This window comes from Pantoea ananatis PA13 (assembly GCF_000233595.1).
In the GTDB taxonomy this organism is placed as follows: Bacteria; Pseudomonadota; Gammaproteobacteria; order Enterobacterales; family Enterobacteriaceae; genus Pantoea; species Pantoea ananatis.
The window spans coordinates 241,490-259,833 of sequence record NC_017553.1 but is presented as its reverse complement, the minus strand read 5'-3'; the positions used below and the strand labels follow the sequence as shown (position 1 = coordinate 259,833).

General features: G+C 52.1%; 19 protein-coding genes and 1 pseudogene. 8 read left to right on the top strand and 12 right to left on the bottom strand.

What is annotated here, in order from left to right; translation table 11 throughout:
- Positions 1 to 5 precede the first annotated feature (5 nt).
- From crtY to PAGR_RS22655, 4 genes are all read right to left on the bottom strand, one after another.
- Positions 6 to 1,154 carry a lycopene beta-cyclase CrtY gene (gene crtY, locus PAGR_RS22670; protein ID WP_014333256.1) on the bottom strand — a complete coding sequence of 383 codons (1,149 nt, stop codon included), beginning with the start codon at positions 1,152 to 1,154 and terminating at the stop codon, positions 6 to 8.
- The gene (locus tag PAGR_RS22665; RefSeq protein ID WP_014604684.1) at positions 1,138 to 2,433 is read right to left on the bottom strand and encodes a glycosyltransferase; all 1,296 of its coding nucleotides are present in this window, start codon (positions 2,431 to 2,433) and stop codon (positions 1,138 to 1,140) included. The genes crtY and PAGR_RS22665 overlap by 17 nt, the downstream gene beginning before the upstream one ends.
- Positions 2,434 to 2,442: 9 nt before the next feature.
- On the bottom strand, positions 2,443 to 3,351 hold the full coding sequence (locus PAGR_RS22660; protein ID WP_014333254.1) for a polyprenyl synthetase family protein: 909 nt from the start codon (positions 3,349 to 3,351) through the stop codon (positions 2,443 to 2,445).
- A 242-nt stretch (positions 3,352 to 3,593) separates the two neighbouring features.
- The gene (locus PAGR_RS22655) at positions 3,594 to 4,124 is read right to left on the bottom strand and encodes a YtfJ family protein (RefSeq protein WP_029569638.1); all 531 of its coding nucleotides are present in this window, start codon (positions 4,122 to 4,124) and stop codon (positions 3,594 to 3,596) included.
- A gap of 167 nt (positions 4,125 to 4,291) precedes the next feature.
- Between PAGR_RS22655 and PAGR_RS22650 the strand changes: the two genes are divergently transcribed.
- Positions 4,292 to 4,510, top strand: a complete 219-nt coding sequence (locus tag PAGR_RS22650; protein ID WP_014604682.1) for a helix-turn-helix domain-containing protein — start codon at positions 4,292 to 4,294, stop codon at positions 4,508 to 4,510.
- A 60-nt stretch (positions 4,511 to 4,570) separates the two neighbouring features.
- On the opposite strand, the gene PAGR_RS22645 is transcribed toward PAGR_RS22650, so the two are convergent.
- Both PAGR_RS22645 and PAGR_RS22640 read right to left on the bottom strand, forming a co-directional pair.
- The gene (locus PAGR_RS22645; RefSeq protein ID WP_014604681.1) at positions 4,571 to 6,295 is read right to left on the bottom strand and encodes a DUF2534 family protein; all 1,725 of its coding nucleotides are present in this window, start codon (positions 6,293 to 6,295) and stop codon (positions 4,571 to 4,573) included.
- Positions 6,296 to 6,358: 63 nt separating this feature from the next.
- The gene (locus PAGR_RS22640; RefSeq protein ID WP_029571294.1) at positions 6,359 to 6,787 is read right to left on the bottom strand and encodes a DUF2946 domain-containing protein; all 429 of its coding nucleotides are present in this window, start codon (positions 6,785 to 6,787) and stop codon (positions 6,359 to 6,361) included.
- Between the two features lie 185 nt (positions 6,788 to 6,972).
- Here PAGR_RS22640 and PAGR_RS22635 point away from each other — a divergent pair, with 185 nt between their 5' ends.
- A complete protein-coding gene (locus PAGR_RS22635) occupies positions 6,973 to 7,914 on the top strand; it encodes a D-2-hydroxyacid dehydrogenase (RefSeq protein ID WP_013027987.1) in 942 nt (313 codons plus the stop codon).
- Between the two features lies 1 nt (position 7,915).
- On the opposite strand, the gene glsB is transcribed toward PAGR_RS22635, so the two are convergent.
- Complete coding sequence (glsB, locus tag PAGR_RS22630; RefSeq protein WP_014598235.1) at positions 7,916 to 8,836, bottom strand: glutaminase B; 921 nt, start codon at positions 8,834 to 8,836, stop codon at positions 7,916 to 7,918.
- A 258-nt stretch (positions 8,837 to 9,094) separates the two neighbouring features.
- On the opposite strand from glsB, the gene clcA reads away from it, so the two are divergent.
- Both clcA and PAGR_RS22620 read left to right on the top strand, forming a co-directional pair.
- Positions 9,095 to 10,513, top strand: a complete 1,419-nt coding sequence (gene clcA / locus PAGR_RS22625) for a H(+)/Cl(-) exchange transporter ClcA (RefSeq protein WP_024471503.1) — start codon at positions 9,095 to 9,097, stop codon at positions 10,511 to 10,513.
- An 82-nt stretch (positions 10,514 to 10,595) separates the two neighbouring features.
- Positions 10,596 to 10,793 (top strand): annotated as a pseudogene (locus PAGR_RS22620) (VasL domain-containing protein); the annotation flags it as partial.
- Between the two features lie 326 nt (positions 10,794 to 11,119).
- On the opposite strand, the gene PAGR_RS23445 reads toward PAGR_RS22620, so the two are convergent.
- Complete coding sequence (locus tag PAGR_RS23445; RefSeq protein ID WP_014333244.1) at positions 11,120 to 11,293, bottom strand: GhoT/OrtT family toxin; 174 nt, start codon at positions 11,291 to 11,293, stop codon at positions 11,120 to 11,122.
- A 368-nt stretch (positions 11,294 to 11,661) separates the two neighbouring features.
- On the opposite strand from PAGR_RS23445, the gene PAGR_RS22615 reads away from it, so the two are divergent.
- Positions 11,662 to 12,198 (top strand): YbhB/YbcL family Raf kinase inhibitor-like protein, encoded by a 537-nt coding sequence (locus tag PAGR_RS22615; protein WP_013027961.1) that lies wholly within the window; start codon positions 11,662 to 11,664, stop codon positions 12,196 to 12,198.
- A gap of 61 nt (positions 12,199 to 12,259) precedes the next feature.
- On the opposite strand, the gene proP is transcribed toward PAGR_RS22615, so the two are convergent.
- Both proP and PAGR_RS22605 read right to left on the bottom strand, forming a co-directional pair.
- Positions 12,260 to 13,735, bottom strand: coding sequence for a glycine betaine/L-proline transporter ProP (gene proP / locus PAGR_RS22610; protein ID WP_014333243.1), 1,476 nt, complete (start codon positions 13,733 to 13,735; stop codon positions 12,260 to 12,262).
- 362 nt (positions 13,736 to 14,097) lie between these two features.
- Complete coding sequence (locus PAGR_RS22605; RefSeq protein ID WP_014598266.1) at positions 14,098 to 15,300, bottom strand: MFS transporter; 1,203 nt, start codon at positions 15,298 to 15,300, stop codon at positions 14,098 to 14,100.
- Between the two features lie 325 nt (positions 15,301 to 15,625).
- On the opposite strand from PAGR_RS22605, the gene PAGR_RS24230 reads away from it, so the two are divergent.
- The 3 genes from PAGR_RS24230 to PAGR_RS22595 are packed head-to-tail and all read left to right on the top strand — an operon-like array spanning position 15,626 to position 16,330.
- Positions 15,626 to 15,853 carry an alpha/beta fold hydrolase gene (locus PAGR_RS24230; RefSeq protein ID WP_237711094.1) on the top strand — a complete coding sequence of 76 codons (228 nt, stop codon included), beginning with the start codon at positions 15,626 to 15,628 and terminating at the stop codon, positions 15,851 to 15,853.
- Positions 15,854 to 15,874: 21 nt separating this feature from the next.
- A complete protein-coding gene (locus tag PAGR_RS24225) occupies positions 15,875 to 16,129 on the top strand; it encodes a hypothetical protein (protein WP_237711093.1) in 255 nt (84 codons plus the stop codon).
- A gap of 21 nt (positions 16,130 to 16,150) precedes the next feature.
- The gene (locus tag PAGR_RS22595) at positions 16,151 to 16,330 is read left to right on the top strand and encodes a hypothetical protein (RefSeq protein ID WP_014604679.1); all 180 of its coding nucleotides are present in this window, start codon (positions 16,151 to 16,153) and stop codon (positions 16,328 to 16,330) included.
- Between the two features lie 5 nt (positions 16,331 to 16,335).
- Here PAGR_RS22595 and PAGR_RS22590 read toward each other — a convergent pair whose 3' ends face one another.
- Positions 16,336 to 17,121, bottom strand: a complete 786-nt coding sequence (locus PAGR_RS22590) for a CDP-diacylglycerol pyrophosphatase (protein ID WP_014604678.1) — start codon at positions 17,119 to 17,121, stop codon at positions 16,336 to 16,338.
- A gap of 296 nt (positions 17,122 to 17,417) precedes the next feature.
- Entirely contained in the window at positions 17,418 to 18,320 is a 903-nt protein-coding gene (locus PAGR_RS22585; RefSeq protein WP_013027955.1) for a LysR family transcriptional regulator, read from the bottom strand.
- Positions 18,321 to 18,344 lie beyond the last annotated feature (24 nt).

The window sequence follows — 18,344 nt, the reverse complement described above, 5'->3', positions numbered from 1 at the left end:
GCTCTTTAACGATGAGTCGTCATAATGGCTTGCAATGCTGCTAATACCGGAACAGGCGGCTTGCCGCTCAGAATACGTAGCCGATCGGTCAGCGTGAGTTTTCCCGCATAAAAACGGGCAATTAAATCTTCAGGTAAACCATAAAAACGCTGCATAACCCGCCAGCGTGAATCGGCGGGTCCGGCTAAAAACAGCATGCGATTCAACATGCGAAAAAAGCGCTGCTGCTGCCAGCGCTCGCGGGCAAAATGCGTAATGGCCTGGTGAATTGAGGCCGACGTAAAGACATCAAGTGCGCTCAGGCGGTCGGCCACGGCAACCGCCAGCGGCAGTGAATAGCCGGTGGTAGGATGGAACAGACCGGCACGTAATCCACTACAGGCCAGGGGGCGCTGCTGCCAGAATGCCTCGGCATTGCCCGACAGGGTGATGGGTAAGGCGCCCTGTTCTTCACGCAGCAATGTCTGAAGCTGCCAACCCTGTTGCGCGGCATAGTCGCAAATATTTTGCCGCGCGCGTTCAGGATCTAATGTCGCATTATCGATATAGTGCGTGTCTTCAATTAACAATCTGGTCGGCGAGAGCGGCAGGCTGTACACGAAGCGATAACCATTTTGCTGATCGACCGTGGCATCCATGATAATGGGAGACGATAAACCATGCGGTTGGCTCAATCGCCATTCCTGGCCAATAAACGCCTGGAAGCCCACGCTCAGTGCTGAGTTTGCCGCATAACCCCGCCCGTCAATCACCGCGCGTGCACCGATAACCTGACCCTTTTTCAACCGAACAGATTCCGCATTAACCTCTGCGACCGCGGTATCCATCCACAAGTGCGGGCCAAACTGTCGCTGTAAAACCTCAGCGAAACGCTGAGAAGTAATACAGAAGTAGCCGCTGTTCAGCTTACGACGGCGTGTGGGAAAGCGCACCTGATAGTCGGGCCAGTGATGAACCACCAGCGGAGCTATCCAGCGATGTTGGCTCTCAGTCAAATCATCGTGGTGAAATGACCACGTATGATTCCCGCCCGCCTGGGGTGCGGCGTCGATAAGCAAAATACGCATATCAGGTTGCTGCTGCTGAAGACGCAGGGCGATAAGGCCATTCGCGAGTCCAGCCCCCACGAGAATCAGATCATAATGCGGTTGCATAGCCGCTCCCACTTAAGACAGGCTGACCGGTGCGCATAACCTGCTCAATGATATCGGCAGCGGCCATGGTGCCCCCTGCCAAACGAAGGGCGGTCTGGATTTTCGCCATGCGCTGCTGAAAGTCGAGGTTGGTCAGCAATGAACGCATCTGACGAGCCAAAGCATGGCTGGTGGTAAAGCGGGAAGCACGCTTGCCGATGCCGTGATAAACGATGCGTGACGCGACGCCGGGCTGATCAAAGGCCAGTGGAAGCGCTAAAAGGGGCGTCCGGTAATTAATCGCGTCCAGTACCGTATTCATTCCGCCGTGGGTGATCGCCAGCTGCGCCTGTGACAGCGCGGCTGACTGATCGGCAAAATCCACCACCTGTGTATGACGGCTTCGCGCCAGTTCTTCACTCTGAGAGTCCGTAAGACGACCACAGTGGGCTAACAGGAGCTGACCGTCAATTTCTTCACAGGCTTTCACTATCGTTTTAAACAGCCCATAACGATGCCCCTGAAGCGTGCCCAGCGAGGCGAAAATCCTGGGTTTTTCTGAGGATGTAAAATAACGGGATGAAGACGTTGACGGTGCGTACGTTTCGCGCAGAGGCCCGACGGCATGAAAACAAGCCGGTAACGCTTTGCGGGGAAAATCCAGTTCAGGAACAAGCTGGCTGATTTGCGCCAGTGGCGAAAAACACTGGTGGAGCTTTTGCCGGGGGGCTAAGCCCATTCTGTGGCTGTGTTCGGCAATGACGCGGTCATGACGACGCATTAGCCAGTCATAAATTTTTTCACTGGCAGCATAACGTTCGCGAGCCGCGTCGCTGGTCCCGTATTCGAAAGGCATAACCGCCAGGGGCATATCCGGTTCACGATTGAGAGGCAGCGCGCAGGCGACAGAGATAAACGGCAGTCCCAGTGCTTCAGCAACGAGCGCGCCTGCCGGTTCCATTTGATCAACAATGACGCCATCTATCGCCAGATCGTTAAATGCCCGAGGGAGTTCGCGGCACAGCATATCGGTGGTGCGCGCCATTTCATTGATGAGCTTCAGCATTGACGGCCCCAGAGGATGAGCCGCCAGGTGTAGCACGCGCGTTAACGCGCCGGGGGGATGGCTGTCTGTCCCGACGGCATGAAATCCAATGGTTTCGCTATCGATCAAGTGTTTAATATCGTATTGCTGAATAAAGGTCACCCGATGACCGCGCGCGACCAGTTCCTGAGCGAGATTCTGTAATGCGCGAACATGGCTGTAAAAAGGCGGTGCGATCGCCGCGAAATGGCTCATGCAGCATCCTTAACTGACGGCAGCGAGTTTTTTGTCAAACCAGGCCTGAATAAAATGTTGAGTGGCGTGCCCGTGTTGGCAGGCCGCAGAGAGATGCTCACTGGCAAGATGAAGATGTTGTCTCAGACGTTCTTCAACCGCCCTCGGGCCTAACAGATTGACCAGCGTCGATTTACCGGCGTCCTGATTGCTATCTTTACCGGTGTCGGTCATGCCATCGGTCAAATCGTCCAGCAGTTGAAATGCCTGACCAAGATCAAGTGAAAAACGATGCAGGCAATCACGCGCTTCGCTGGAGGCATTCGCAACAATCGAGGCCATCTGCATGGAGGCACAAAACAGCGTGCTGGTTTTAAAGTGATTCGTCATCAAAATAGCTTCAGCGCTGCGCGGCTTATCCCCTTCAGACAGGTCCTTGAACTGACCCTGAACCAATCCTTGCATGCCGATGGCGTTTGACAGTTCAGAAACCGCCCGATTTTTTGCCAGCGGCGTGAGGCCATCTGCATCGGCAATTACGCCAAAGGCTTTACTCAGCAAGGCAACCGCCGCCAGTATTGCCACATGCTCTCCGTAATGAGAATGAATGGTAGGGCGTCCGCGCCGCAGCTTCGCATCGTCCATGCAGGGCATATCGTCAAGGATCAGCGAAGCCGCGTGGACCATTTCCACCGCACAGGCCAAATCCAGTAATCCGTCATGGCTGACAGCGCAACCCAGATCGCGGGCGGTCAGCAACAGCAACATGGGGCGAATACGTTTTCCCGGTGCCAGCGCACCTTCACGCATCGCGGCACCCACAACATCCCGTTCTCCCTCCACGGGCAATAACTGATCAAGGCGTCGATCAATATCAGCCAGTAACTGCTCCGCAGCATCGCGAGTGAGATGAACGTGTTTTTTTGCGCAGACCGTCATTCGGGCTGTCCTTATAAACGGATACATTTACGGCAACGCGAAAGATGCGGTGCCCTTCAAAAAGACGCTTAATCTGCCATAACATGGTTGGCAGGCTTACCCGTTATTTTACATTTAGGGTTACAGGTTTTTTTTGCTAAATCCACATCGTTAATACTAGTTGAGCTTGTGGAAAAGGTGGAAAATTCATAAACCTCCGTCGGATTGGCAGACCGTGCGGTACCTTTACCGGGTTGCCAGGATCAGCCTGTCAGCGCACGTAATGTTGCAATGACCTGAGAAACATCATCCGCACTGAGCGCCGTGTCTTTCGCAAACTTTACCTGACCATCAGGGTCCAGCACGATGACAGCGGCACCTTCTGGCTTAAGCTGCCAGCGATGTTGTGCCACGCCGCTACTGTCGATAATAAATTGTTGCCATGGTGAGGCTTTTTTACTGGAGCGGATACTGTTAATCACAAACAGACTGCTGCCAGGCAAAGTATCATCTGTATTCACGATGGTTGTGGTCTGGAACCGGTCTTGTGGCAGGTTGGCGCGCTGCAGGGCCGCAATAAGCGGGGCGGATTGCTCTTTGGCCGACAATCGTCCTGCAACATGAATAACTAAACGTGTCCGACCCGGAAGAGACAGGCTGTTCCATTTTTGATAGTTAACCTTGCCGCTATCCAGCCGCATTTCACCTTTATCCGCAATAAAAACCGACGGAAGGGGCTGCCCGATGACGATGTCATGTGCGCTGGCCCAGCAGGAAACGAGCAAAAGCGCCATCAATCCATAACGTTGCACAGTCTTATCCCTGTTTTTAGGATCTGAGTTACCAGCTTAGCAACTTTATTCACTTTCAACTGTTTTATGCCCAAACCTGTTTGAGATCAATATAGCCGGGGGAGGCCTGAACAAAAATGCATCAGCAAGTGAAGATCAGGAGGTGAAAAATGCACTCAGATCGTATGACATTATCTGAAATGGCAGCCTATCTAGGGGTTTCGCAGGCAACTCTGGTCAGGGCGCTTTGTAATGAGGGGGCGTTAGAGGGTGTGCCGCTTCCCGAAGGACTGGATCATCTGCCTCTGGCGCAACGGCACTGGTTAAAAGAGGATGTCAGCCAGTTAAAACACGCGTTGCAACGCGTTCACGATATCCATCATGATTAAAGACACGGCTTAGCATGCATTCTGATTCATCAAACGCCCGCATAATGCGGGCATTTTTTATTACTTGCCCTGCTCGTCACTTTCACCCAGGAAAAAATACCAGAGTGGAATCGACATTAAGCCGGTAAATACGGTGGTATAAAGCAGAATCATCATGGCCTGAGTGATATACATCATTATCGTCCAGTCGCTGAACGGAATATTGTATTGCTCAATTACGCCACTCACCATGGCGCGTGCCATAACGGTTCCCACAATAATTGCCAAAATGACCACGCTGCGCAGGAAATAACGCATCTCTTTACGCTTAACGGCAAATCGGGATTGAACAATCGCCAATGGAGACTGCTTATCCAGCGGCGTGACAACCTCCTGACGTGAAGCACGCTGTGCTTTCCGCCAGCGCTGGATATCAAGCAGTAAGAAGGCCAGTAAACTCACGCCCATCAACGGCAGCGCATAACCGAATGCGAGAGCCAGGATCAGGCTGGCCCCCTGCTGATAGCGCGGTAAGACCTGCCATGCTGCCAGCAGCGTTTGCGCGGGATTGGCCTGCGGTAATGCCGGGCGGCGAATCCACCACATGCGATAACCCAGAACGATCATCGCACATAACCCCGAACCAAACAGCGCCAGGATGAGTTGGTTCGGTAGGCCAAACAGCACGCCCATATGTGCATCCACGCCCCAGCGTGTCAGCTTCGCGACCAGCGGAAAATGGGCAAACTCCACGTGATCGACAATGCTGAAGTCATCAGGATTAACGGAAACCGAATCGACCTGACTTGGCCAGCGGCGATCGATCTCACTCACTGTCCATGCCTGACCGGCACCTTTCGGCTGGCGTAATTCAATTTTTGCCGCCTTGATACCTGCGCTACGTGCGGCCGCCTCAACCCTATCCCAGTCAGCATCAGGCTGATTAAGGATAACGGGTTTGTCGGTCTTATGACCCGGCATGCTGGGCAGGGTGCCGCCCATTGCCATACCGTCCATCGTGGCATGATGTTCGGCAGCCACCAACGGTGCATCGCCATTTAGCGCTGTTCTGACCTGAGGCGTCAACCAGCCAAAATCGCTGCGCATTTTATCAATATTACTACCTGCCCACTGTGACCAGGTTAATCCCGTTACCGAGAAAAAGACCAGACCAAGGGACAGGACTAAGCCGAGCGTAATATGCCAGGAACGCGTTAATAAAAAGCCAGAACGCGGCTGTCTGACTTTGCGCCGCGGACGCGTCCCCAGCCACAGCAGAATGCCACCCAGTGCCGCAACCCATAACCATGACGCCGCCAGTTCGCTGTAATTACGGCCAACATCGCCCAGCAGCAGACCGCGATGAACCTGATCGAGCCACATGCGAAGAGGTAATACGCCGCTGGTGCCATAAACCGTCATGTCCCCTTTTACAGCGAGCGTATAAGGGTCGATAAAAACAGAACGCGATTCTGAAGGGCCTGACTGCGGCTCTGAAAACTGCACACGCGTCGTGTCGTGTTCGCCCGGAGCGGGCCTTACGGCATAAATCCGGGCATTACCGGCATAACGCCTGGCCGCACTAATTTGATCGGAAAGCGGCTTTGCAGTGCCCTGGGCGTTGGTGGTGAGAGCATCTTTATAAATCAGGTTCTCTAACTGCGGCGTGATGACATACAGCGTGCCGGTTAATGCCGCAACAAAAATAAAGGGCGCAATAAACAGGCCAATATAAAAATGTAAACGACGAAGAACATTCAACATCGCCCCGCGTTGAGGAAGATTGTTTTCCCGTGAAAAAGTCATAGCGATTCCATATTTTCAGAATACCGGGCTTTTCCTCCTGCGCCATGGCGTAAGAAGAAAAGATCACATCGAGGAAATAAACAACCGGGGCAACGGTGGTGCGCGGGGTCGATAAATACCGTTCAGGCGCGGTAACGCCAGGCGCGCAATGTGCCGGGGCGGAGGAGCGCGACAGGTCAGGCAGATCAACCAGATGAAAGGAATAAATACCCACAACATTAACGGAACATGCACCAGCAGATCGCAATAACCGCAGGCGAGGCCGTCGTTCATCATACTGTGATCGGTCATCGCCATATCGCTGTGATGATCCATCATCGGCATATCCGCACTCATGCCTGACATCGTCATCGCATCATGGCGTTCAGCAAGATTTTTTGATACCACAGGTGCAATAAACAACAGCATTACAGCCAGTATCGCAATACAGGCGCTCAGTCGTTGTTGTTTACAGCGGGTGGATTTCATCATCAGAACAGGATAGTTATTCACAATTTCAGGGCGGCAGTGTAACGCGACGGAGATAAAAGGGTTAAAAAAAATGACATTTAAGCCATCGAAAGTCGCACCTTTTGAACACATTCACTCAAATTGGCTTTGAAGTTAACTTTATCGTTACTCATGCCGTACATTTAAATAACATTATTTGTTGGTGATATCGTAATAAAGGAGATCTAATGAAAATCGTAACACTCGATGGCGACACATTGCCCGTGCCACCGACTCAGCCCGCCTGGTGTAGTGACTGGCAATTTCGAACGGACACGGCCGAAGACGAGATCGTTACAGCGCTAAAGGGGGCGACCATTGCCATCACCAACAAGGTGCCCTTACGTGCGGCGACGCTGGCACAGCTCCCCGACCTGCGATACATCTGTGTCACGGCAACGGGCTATGACTGCATTGATATTGCAGCCTGCAAAGAACGTGGCATTGTGGTGAGCAACATTCCGGGTTACTCAACGCAAAGTGTTTCGGAAGGCGTGATAGCCTTTATTTTTGCCTTGCGGCGCCAGATCGTGGAATACGCCAACAGCACGCGTCACTCCTGGCCTGAATCCTCTCATTTTTGCCTGCACCGGGCGCCGATTCAGGATATTGCTGGCGCAACGCTGGGTATTGTTGGAAAGGGCGACATCGGCAGCGCAGTCGGCAGGCTGGCACAGGCCTTGGGAATGCGTGTGCTTTATGCCGAACGCAAAGACAGCAGCAGGATCCGTGACGGCTATGTCAGCTTTGATGCGATGCTGGCCTCCAGCGATATCATTTCACTGCACTGCCCTCTTAGCGAGCAAACCCGTCATCTGATCGATCGCGAGACGCTGGAAAAGATGAAACCCCAGGCGTTACTGATTAACACCGCGCGGGGCGGCTTAATTCACGAGGCGCAACTGGCAGATGCCCTGCGGAATGGCACCCTTGCCGGTGCAGCGCTGGACGTTCTCAGCAGTGAACCCCCTGCGCGGGATCATCCTCTTCTCCAGCCCGATATCCCCAATCTTCTCCTGACACCGCACATTGCCTGGGCGAGTAACAGCGGCATGCACAATCTGCTTCAGGGACTCATGGTGAACCTGGCGGGATTTGAGCAAAACCGGCCCGTGAATGTCGTGAGCTGAATCAGAATATCGAACGACCGAGTTTGTCAGTCAGGCACTCCAGCGCGGCGGTGCCGGCTAACGAATTGCCCGCGCTATCCAATCCGGGTGACCAGACCGCGATGCTCATTTCACCAGGAATGACGGCAATGATACCGCCGCCAACCCCGGATTTGGCGGGCATGCCCACCCGCCAGGCAAATTCGCCAGCCCCGTCGTACATACCGCTGGTAATCATTAGCGCATTGATCTGCCGCGCCTGGCGGGACGAAATCAGGGACGCGCCATCCAGGGTTTTTCCCTGATTAGCCAGATAAATAAAACTGCGAGCCAGTTCAATACAGTTCATGGACAATGAGCAGTAGTGAAAATAAGTCTGCATAACGCTGGTGACGTCGTTGTCAAAATTACCAAATGACTTCATCAGCCAGGCGATAGCCGCGTTGCGGGCAGAGTGTTCGTATTCAGAACGGGCGACGTGACGATCGTACTGAATATCCGATTGCTGACTGAGCTGACGGATTATTTCCAGCATACGCTGACGCGGTGCTGTCAGCCGGGTTTCAAGCAAATCGCAGATCACCAGCGCCCCGGCGTTAATAAAGGGATTACGGGGTTTTCCCTGCTCCAGTTCAAGCTGAACCAGCGAATTAAAAGGCTGACCGGAGGGTTCTTTACCCACTCGCCGCCATATCTCCGCATCCTCATAACGCGTCAGCGCGACGGTGAGTGAGAGCACTTTCGAAATGGACTGGATCGAAAAACGAGTTTCAGCATCGCCTGCCTGAAAAACTGTGCCATCACGTAAACAGACCGCTATACCCAGATGGTCGGCCGCGACGTCAGCCAGCGCCGGAATGTAATTAGCGACTTTGCCCTGATGAACTAACGGACGGACCTGCTCAAGAACGGCTTCAAGCAGTGAATTACTGAGAGTGGTCACACACGCGTCTCCAGAAAGATCGTTGATGGCGCAGGATGATGAGCGTCCTCAGGCTGCAAATCAATGGCTTGCAGATAAAATTGCCAGAGGAGGCCTGAAATTTTATCAGGCGTGATGATTACCCTACATCATCCCTTATGCAGCAGCAGGTTGCTGATTTAGTAAAATTCGGAGATAAATAAAAGCGAGGAATTATGGCGGGGATGCGATAACCTCTGGATTTAATTTGCATTGTTGGTGCTGTTCAGCACGCTAATTTTGAGGTCAGGCATGCGCGCTTTTGTCTCAAACCGACCCGGTCTTTTTCGCCCCCGTCGGCTACGGTTGTTGCAATATCTTATTCGGCGAGATAAAACGCCGGTTGCCTTATTACTGCTCGCCGCGCTGGTGGGCGTATTAACAGGCCTGACGGCGGTGGCATTCGACAGAGCGGTAAGCTGGGTCATACATTCCCGCCTCCACTGGCTGAGCCAGTTTGAAAACAATGCCTTGTTAATGGGCTTGTTTGCCTTTATTTTTTCCGCAGGGCTGGCAGCATCAGGCTATTTTCTTGTCAGGCGATTTGCGCCTGAAGCGGGTGGATCGGGCATTCCTGAAATAGAAGGTGCGCTGGAGGAGTTAAGGCCCGTACGCTGGTGGCGAGTTTTACCGGTGAAGTTCGTTGGGGGGCTGGGCGCGCTGGGCTCGGGCATGGTGCTTGGGCGAGAAGGGCCGACAGTTCAGATTGGCGGTAACATTGGACGCATGTGTCTGGATATCTTCCGCATGCGGTCTTCTGAATCCCGTCATACTATTCTGGCTACCGGTGCTGCTTCTGGCCTGGCCGCCGCCTTTAATGCCCCGCTGGCAGGCATTCTGTTCATCATTGAAGAAATGCGCCTGCAGTTTCGCTTTAGCCTTATTTCTATCAAAGCCGTGTTTGTTGGGGTCATTACCTCAAGCATTGTTTTTCGCGCGCTGAACGGTAACGAACCCATCATTAACATCGGGCAACTGAAAGATGCGCCGATACAAACCCTGTGGTTATATTTGCTGTTAGGGATTCTATTTGGTGGCTGCGGTGTGGCCTTTAATCGTCTGATATTCACGCTGCAGGATCTGTTTCAGACTCTTCACAAGGGCCAAACCTCGCGTTGGGTGCTGGGCGGTGCAGTGTTGGGCGGATTATGCGGTCTGCTGGGGCTGGTACTGCCTCAGGCCGTCACTGGCGGTATTACGTTAATTCCCGACTTTTCAGCCGGTACATATACCTCCGCCGCTTTACTCTCCCTGTTTTTTCTTCGCGCGCTGACTACCTTGCTGTGTTTCGCATCCGGGGCGCCAGGCGGTATTTTCGCGCCGATGCTGACGCTCGGCACATTACTCGGCATCAGCGTCGGTCAACTCTGTGTTGCGATGTTTCCGGCGTATCATCTTGAAGCGGCAACTTTTGCCGTTGCGGGCATGGGAGCGTTATTTGCGGCTTCGGTACGCGCACCCTTGACCGGCATTATTCTGGTGCTGGAGATGACGAATAATTATCAGCTTATTCTGCCAATGATTATTACCTGTCTTGGGGCTACCCTGTCCGCGCAATATTTCGGCGGAACGCCGTTGTATTCAACGCTTCTCGCCCGGACTCTGGCAAAGCAGCAACAAAGTGAGGCGGAGGCCAATGCAACGCACGATCGGGCCTGAGTGAGTGGAGCAGGGCGAAACTGCACTGATATTAACGCCGGGAATCTGGCCTGAGGTCGGACGGCAATCATTCTTGAAACGGGTCAGCGAGCTGAAATCAGTGGTTTTTTCCACTATGCAGTCCTTTAACCAATCCATACCGGTTGAAGAGCAACTGCGGGCATTGTCACAACATCCTGCGGGCGAACCTTTACCTGCCGCTGCCCGGTCTCAACTGGAAATGCACCTGAAGCAACTGACGGCCCGTTATGCTGAAATAACACACCAGGGTTCACAATAAAGGTGGGGTAAAAACTTCACGAGGTTCAGTCTGTTACCCTACGATTTTCCCTTTCGGTAGCGGGCGATCGCGCGCTGCCAAAACAGGTATCTTGCGACGTCAGCAAGTCAGTGAGTGCGGTGTATGACAAAAGGCGTCTATCGGAACGGCACGCTGTGGCGATGATTGCAGCCATCGCTTGCAAGAAAAAGCGGGTTTTGCAGAACAGTACAGGGCAGCGGTTGCGCCAAGGGAAGGTTATGCAAAATTGTCTGGTGAAGGTGTCTTATTGCAGTGTGAAGACCGCCCAGCAGGTAGCGATGTATCTGACCTACAGGAGAGAAATTTCAAAATAGCGCGAACATTAATGCTACCGGAAAACTCATAGGCCAGGTTGCACCAACCAGAAAAGCACTCAACAGTTTGATGCTGAGCTTGTCTTTGGCGATAAAGAAGGTGATGAGTGCCGCTACCGAGGCAACAATGCCATAGAAGACCAGCATGTGTTGATAAAGTGTCATTTTTGCCTCAATACCTGTTTAAATGTTTGATGCAGATCATGCGGATTTTTGTGATTCAGATCAAGTATCAGGCCTTTTGTGTAAATAAAAAAAAGGCGTCAGACCGGTTTGCTACCGGCAATCTGGCGCTAAATACTGGCGATTTCACCCTGAAAGATGACAGTAAAATAAGCCTTATTCCCCTTCACAGGCCGATCCTTAAGGCCTGTCGCCCCTGGCGAACTGCCGTTTTTATTTCTCTTCTCCTCTCTTCTGTGGGCTCCTGTCTCACTTCTCTGTCGGGTTTTGAGACATATACTGTTTCACTGTGGATTGGATGAATTTCGCTCTCGTCCCAGGATAACCTCTCGATAACACAGGAGTATCAGGTGAAAAAATTTCCTTATCTGTTGTTAATCTTTTTATGTCCTGCTGCATTGGCTTTAACCCTGCAGTCGAAAGACTTCAGCGATAATGGCTTGTTAGATAAAAAATTTGCCGGTGCGAATAAAAGTAATGCGGCCTGTACCGGCGAAAACGTATCACCCGAACTTAACTGGTCAGAGAGTCCGGCCGGTACCAAAAGCTTTGCCTTACTGATGACCGATCCCGTGGGGGCTAAAGGTCTCGGGGTGAGTCATATGGTGGCTTACAACATTGCTTCTGAACGCAGTGCTTTTGCTCAGGGTGAACTGACAACGGGGAAAGGTTACACGGGTGGGAAAAACTCACCGGGCACCGCCCATTACTACGGCCCCTGTCCGCCTGTCGGTTCAGGCATTCACCACTATAACTTCGTGCTGATTGCCACGGATCTTGCACCCTCTGCGCTTGAACCGGGTTTGACTCATGACGAGCTGTTGAAGAAACTCAAAGGACATGCCCTGGGTGCGGCCAGCACGGTGGCCCGGTTTGGTAATGACTAGACTGAATGTACACATAAAAAAAACACCCTGCGGACAGGGTGTTTTGGATGAAAACGGCGGGTTATTTCGCGTCAGCTGGCGCGGGTCGATCGGATTCAGCCTTTCTGTCCATTTTATTAATCAGGCTTTGGGCTTCGGCTTCGCTTGCGACAGCAGGAGAAGAGCCGGTTAAGGGCTTACGGGCCGTTTCACGTACCGTCAGAATCGTCAGTAATCCCACCACCCCTGCAACCATCATGTAGTACGCCGGCATCATGGTATTTTGCGTGGTATCAACCAGCCATGCGGTAAGTAAAGGCGTGGTGCCGCCAAACAGTGAAACCGAAAGATTGAAGCCGATCGCCAGTGCACTGTAACGAATATCAGTGGCAAAAAGCGCGGGTAGCGTTGAGGGCATGGTGCCACTGAAGCAGGTGTGCAGAATACCCAGTATGAGCAGGCCGGCAAAGACTGCCCACATATTATGTGAACCGATCAACATAAAGCTGGGGATAGCGAGCAGGATCAGGCCCACTGCACCGAAACCAATCACCGGGCGACGACCAATTCGATCGGTCCAGCGGCCCCACATCAGCGTTAACGGCATCATGACAAACATCACGATCATTACCAGCAGCAGCCCGCTGAGCTCAGGTAAACCCAGTACGCCGGTAAGATAGCTGGGCATATACGAGGTCAGCATGTAGTTGGAAACGTTAAACAATAAGACCAGCCCGATACACTTCATCATGGGCACGCGGTGCTTACTTAACATCTTGAAGAGCGTCAGGCGCGGTTTACTCTGCTCCAGCTCCTCCTGCTTCTGCATATGTTGTTTAAAAGCCGGTGTTTCCTCGAGTTTCAAACGCACATACAGGCCGAACAAGCCAAGGGGCGCGGCAATAAAGAAGGGCACGCGCCAGCCCCAGGACATCATGGCTTCTGATGAGATAAAGCTCGTCATTACGGTCACCAGACAGGCACCCAGCAGGTAGCCGCCTAATGTACCGAACTCCAGAAAGCTTCCCATAAAACCACGACGTTTATCTGTCGAATACTCTGCGATGAAGGTTGCTGCACCGCCGTATTCGCCACCGGTAGAGAATCCCTGAACAAGTCGGGCCACTAGCAGCAGGATGGGTGCCATGATGCCGATTGAGCCATAGGATGGAATGATGCCGATGCAAAATGTGCCTATCGACATCATGATCATGGTGATAGCCAGCACTTTCTGACGTCCGATTCGGTCACCCAGCGGACCGAATACCAGACCGCCCAGTGGGCGGACTAAAAACGCCGCTGCAAAGGTACCAAAGGTCGCGATCAACTGAATTGCCGTATTGGCATCGGGGAAAAAGACCTTACCAATGATAACAGCCAGGTAGCTGTAGACGCCAAAGTCAAACCACTCCATGGCATTACCCAATGCGGCGGCACCGACAGCGCGTTTTAACATGTCATTATCGATAACGGTTATGTCATCAACCGTGAGTTTTTTTTGCTTTTTATTCCAGAAATGTTTTTTAGGCCTGGGTGACGATGAACGGTTTGTATCCATATTTTCCTCAAACTACTTAAATGAAGACGACCTATAGCTTTCGCAGCCAGTCAGCGAGGTTAACGGAAATAAAGGAAGAGAAAGCTATAAGAGGCCAGTGACATTAATGATAGAGCGTTCTTAACCGCAGCGAGAGAACATAGTACATGAATGTAATTTTTTGCAAGTAATCAGGAAAAAAGAGTGATTAATAAGTGAGATAGGTATAAATCATTTTTTACCTTTGTTTACATTTTGGCACATCTGATGGTGCCTGAGTCCCTTTTAAACGGCATTCAGGATGGCGGATTCGCCTATTGCATGCGGTATTCAGGGGCAAACCAGAATCCGCCAGCGTGAGATTGCTGGCAGATTACCCTTAATTATGCCGGTTCAGCCGCCGGCGTTCGTCCGGTGCTCCACCACAGCAGTAAGGCCACCAGGGCGATACAACCCAATGCGCTAAAGGCAATACTGTAGGAATAGCGAGCCACAATCAGCCCCGTCATCGCCGGGCTCATGGAGGCGCCTACGCCTTGCATTAGCATCACCACACTCTGACCCGCATTAACGTGCCCGCTGCCGCGCAGCAGGGAGACAATGTAGCCCGGCACGGCAACGCCCAGTATTCCTGCCGCAATGCCATCAAGCACCTGGACTGGAATAACGAATAGCGTCTCTGGAAATTCTGCCGCAATAAGCGCCCGAAGCGGCATCATTAACAGGGCCGTCATGATCAAATAGCGATAGCCAATTTTATCCACACGGCGTGAAACGTAAATCGCGACAGGGATCATCACCAGCTGAGAAATAACAACCGTTGCCGCAGCATACAAACCGGGATCGACCGCATCTGGCCCGGTTGATGAGGCAACGCGCATACTCAGCATGGGCAACAGTGCGGCGTTGGCCAGATGAAACAGCAGTAAAGTCAGACCGGTTACCAGCAGTGCGGGTTTGCGCGCCAGGATCCACAGGCTCAGCGTCGGCTTTTGAGACTGATTGTCTTCTAATCCGCGCGCAACCTCATGATTGATATCCTCTCCACGTATTGCCAACGTCGCGATGGCGGCAAAGACGGCCATTATCATCATTAAAATGAAAACGGCGCCGAGCCCCCATTTCCAGGCAGCGAATCCTGCCAGTACAGCCGCCAGAGTGTTTCCGGCATGGTTGTAAGCCTCGTTCCGCCCCATCTGGTGGTTGAACCCTTTTTGCCCCGTCAGGCCCAGCGTTATCCCTGCTACGGTCGGGCCAATAAAGGCGGCAGCAATACCGGCAACGATCTGTGAAATGATCGCCGTCCAGGACTGGTTGCTGTACCAGAGTAATAAGGTCGCAACGGTAATCACGATGCATCCTGTCAGGATGACAAGACGTTTATAGCGCGTTGCATCCGCTACCACGCCTGCGGGCAACGTTGAGAGGAGCCCTGCAATGCCGCCTGAGGTCATGACCAGGCCTATTTCATCCGGGCTCCAGTGGCGTTCTGTCAGAAAAATACCTAAAAATGGTCCCAGACCGTCTCTGACGTCGGCCAGAAAAAAACTCATCAGACACAGTGCCTGAAGTGACCGTTGTGACATGTGATTTTCCCTGTAGCAATAGTAAGGTTTGGGTGACAAACACATTTCAATAAGTAACGCAATGAATCATGGCAGCAAAAATACCAAGTAACATAACGTTAAAGTTACAAAATGAAAAAATTCACTTTTTATGTAATCTGGTCTAGCGGCGGTGAGGTCTGAAGGCCGTTCTGCGGTGAGAGGTATCCATGCAGGGGTACACTGTTGTCCACATTCTCTGGCGGCGTCGACAACTGTCCCGTTTAAGGCGTTCCAGAATCAAAATTTTCTGCTGTGAGCCCGGTTAGACTCAGAGGACGTGAGAGGCTGAAGAAGGCGAAGCGCTATGTTAAACACACGAAGCCATGTGCAGGGCATTCCTTGCGTTCACTGGGGTAATCGGGCAGGCGGTAAGCTTATCCTTGCCGTACATGGCTATTTTTCCCATAAAGAAGATCAGTGCATTGAGATTCTGGCATCTGAGGCTGTAAAAGCGGGATATAGCATACTGATTTTCGATCTTCCTGCTCAGGGTGAAAGGCGTCATGTAGAGTCTGAATGCCATGTAACATAAGCCGTTGATGACATTAAAATCATGCTTGCTTATGCTCAGAAACGATTCAGTGCAACGGCACTATTTGCCTGCAGCATTGGTGCCAGTTTTAGCATGATTGCAGCTCAGAAAATAAGTCAGGCATTATTTCTCTCGCCTGTTATCGATTTCGACAGTCTCATCAGAAAAATGATGGTCAAGGCTGATGTTGATGAAATCCGGCTCAATCGCGAGAAGGTCATCATTGCTTCTGACGGCACGGTTTTTCGAGCCGATTATCTTGCGTATCTCCAATAGCACCGGGTTTCGGGAGAAAACTTGTCCCTGAATATTATGGTTGCAAGCCAGGACCAGATTGCCGATTTCAGTGCGGTTGTCACCTTTGCACACCGCCACAAAGCGGTACTGACCACGGTGCAAGGAGCCGAACACTATTTTCATCACCCTCGGGAACATCAGGTGTTGAGGGCGTGGGTTCAGCGCATTTTACATAAGTGAGTTAATTATCTAAAACGTAAGGGTTTTGCGGATCCCGAACCCAGAATGTCACATCGCTTATCCAGTAAAGACTCAACGGAGGCGCGATTGCCTTTATCCCAGCCGCGACGGGTTGCCAGCAGGATGAACCCTTTTTCACCCGAGAACGTTGTCGGCACTAACGCGACGCCATATTCAGCCAGCATAGGCGGCGTCAGGCGAAAGTAGTGAGCAACGGATGCGATAGGGTAAATGCCCATCGCTGTAGGTTGAAGGACACGGCGAGCGTAATAAGTATGCGTTAAGAGCTTATCGGGCAGGGGATGCCACGCATCTTGAATATAGGGACGTTCAGCCCTTAACTGCCTGTAAACATCTTCTCGCAGGCAGGTGAGGTGGATATGTAGCTGATTCTGACTGCGGCCCCAGGCCGAGTTGATTGCCATGCCCAGCATGTCCTCCGGCACAGGCCTGCCGTATTGAGACATCAACTGATAACGCATCAGCCAGGCGTAGCCGAAATAATCTGGACGGCCAGGCATGAATAGCCACGGGCTTTCAATACCGGATACCGGAATCGTGGGAACCAGAATGAAATGATAGGGATAACGAGGGTTTTGAATAATGCTAAAACCCTGCCGTTTGCCCTCTGGAATATAGATTTGCTGACAGGGTGACGGGTGGCCAGTGTAGTGATAGTTCACCATGCAAACGTTGTCTGTCACCGCCCATAATGCATCTGAGCGTGCGCATCCCGCCAGCGTAAGTGCCATTATAGTCAGTACCATCAGGCGAAAGAGCAGACTTAGCATAAACGCAGCCGTTCACTGTCAGGTACCGGCAACGTTTCACAACCTTTGATTTTTTTAACGCTCACCGCCCTTGCTGCCATATCGCCTTTGTCCCTACGCCTGAGCGGATTGGAATGCCTCTACGTTAGCGCCACTCCGTTATAAACACCATTGGGTTGACCAGAAAGTACTGAAATATTATGACCTAACCTGCCCATCTGATTCTGGCAGCACAGGCATAAACGTTATAATGACGTTATATTATCCGCCATATCTCATTACTCACCCTGTGAAAAAGCGATTAAATTCCCTCGCAATCAACGAATGGTTAACTGCGTTAGCGTGGTTAATAAAACATCCACTTTAGGCAGAAGCTGCTTACGCCGGGGCCAAATCACACTGAGTGGCAGCCCCTCGGGTTGCTGCTGCGGCAGTAAGATTTCCAGTTCACCACTGTCAACGGCGTTCTGTACCAGCCACGAGGGCATTTGTGCAACGCCTAATCCGGCAATTACTGCCTGTAGTTGTGCATCCACATCAGCCAGCGCCATGCGAAAGGGAACGTCCCGCCAGTACGAATGACCGTCTTTACCACTAAATAACCAGGGTTTTGGCGTGTTATCGGCCCGTTCATACAGAATGGCCCGATGCTGCATGAGTGCCTGTTCATTTTGCGGCCGTCCTTCGCGTTCCAGCCATGCTGGCGAGGCACAAAACACCATGCGTTCACGACCAATATGACGGCAGCCCATTGATGCGGGTAAATCATCTGAGCCGCCAATTCTGACCGCAACGTCGATGCCTTCATCAAACAGATCGATGAAGCGATCTGAAAAACTCATTCTCAATTCAAGCTCGGGATGCTGCTGACAAAACGGAATCAGCAACGGCATCACGTTCAGCCGGCCATAAGTATGCGGCACGGCCAGTCTCAGACGGCCGGAAGGAATAATCCGTTGCGCAGCCAGGACGGCTTCTGCTTCGGCCAGCTCTTCCATGATGCGTAAGCAGGTTTGGTAATACGCGCTGCCCGCATCCGTCAGTTGCAGTTTTCGCGTTGTGCGTTCGAGTAGGCGCGAGCCCAGTCGCATCTCCAGTCGGCTAACGCTTTTACTGATGGCAGAACCCGTGACATGTAAACGGGCAGCCGCAGCGGTAAAACTCCCGCTTTCTACACTGGCCACAAAAGGAACAATGTCTTTAAGACGCTGATCGTGCATGATTGATGAACTCAGGTTGATAAT

What these genes read in the sequence shown, in the direction of transcription:
- crtY (WP_014333256.1), bottom strand. Translation starts at nt 1,154, where the DNA reads ATGCAACCGCATTATGATCTGATTCTCGTGGGGGCTGGACTCGCGAAT.
- PAGR_RS22665 (WP_014604684.1), bottom strand. Translation starts at nt 2,433, where the DNA reads ATGAGCCATTTCGCGGCGATCGCACCGCCTTTTTACAGCCATGTTCGC.
- PAGR_RS22660 (WP_014333254.1), bottom strand. Translation starts at nt 3,351, where the DNA reads ATGACGGTCTGCGCAAAAAAACACGTTCATCTCACTCGCGATGCTGCG.
- PAGR_RS22655 (WP_029569638.1), bottom strand. Translation starts at nt 4,124, where the DNA reads ATGGCGCTTTTGCTCGTTTCCTGCTGGGCCAGCGCACATGACATCGTC.
- PAGR_RS22650 (WP_014604682.1), top strand. Translation starts at nt 4,292, where the DNA reads ATGCACTCAGATCGTATGACATTATCTGAAATGGCAGCCTATCTAGGG.
- PAGR_RS22645 (WP_014604681.1), bottom strand. Translation starts at nt 6,295, where the DNA reads ATGACTTTTTCACGGGAAAACAATCTTCCTCAACGCGGGGCGATGTTG.
- PAGR_RS22635 (WP_013027987.1), top strand. Translation starts at nt 6,973, where the DNA reads ATGAAAATCGTAACACTCGATGGCGACACATTGCCCGTGCCACCGACT.
- PAGR_RS23445 (WP_014333244.1), bottom strand. Translation starts at nt 11,293, where the DNA reads ATGACACTTTATCAACACATGCTGGTCTTCTATGGCATTGTTGCCTCG.
- proP (WP_014333243.1), bottom strand. Translation starts at nt 13,735, where the DNA reads ATGGATACAAACCGTTCATCGTCACCCAGGCCTAAAAAACATTTCTGG.
- PAGR_RS22605 (WP_014598266.1), bottom strand. Translation starts at nt 15,300, where the DNA reads ATGTCACAACGGTCACTTCAGGCACTGTGTCTGATGAGTTTTTTTCTG.
- PAGR_RS24230 (WP_237711094.1), top strand. Translation starts at nt 15,626, where the DNA reads ATGTTAAACACACGAAGCCATGTGCAGGGCATTCCTTGCGTTCACTGG.
- PAGR_RS24225 (WP_237711093.1), top strand. Translation starts at nt 15,875, where the DNA reads ATGCTTGCTTATGCTCAGAAACGATTCAGTGCAACGGCACTATTTGCC.
- PAGR_RS22590 (WP_014604678.1), bottom strand. Translation starts at nt 17,121, where the DNA reads ATGCTAAGTCTGCTCTTTCGCCTGATGGTACTGACTATAATGGCACTT.
- PAGR_RS22585 (WP_013027955.1), bottom strand. Translation starts at nt 18,320, where the DNA reads ATGCACGATCAGCGTCTTAAAGACATTGTTCCTTTTGTGGCCAGTGTA.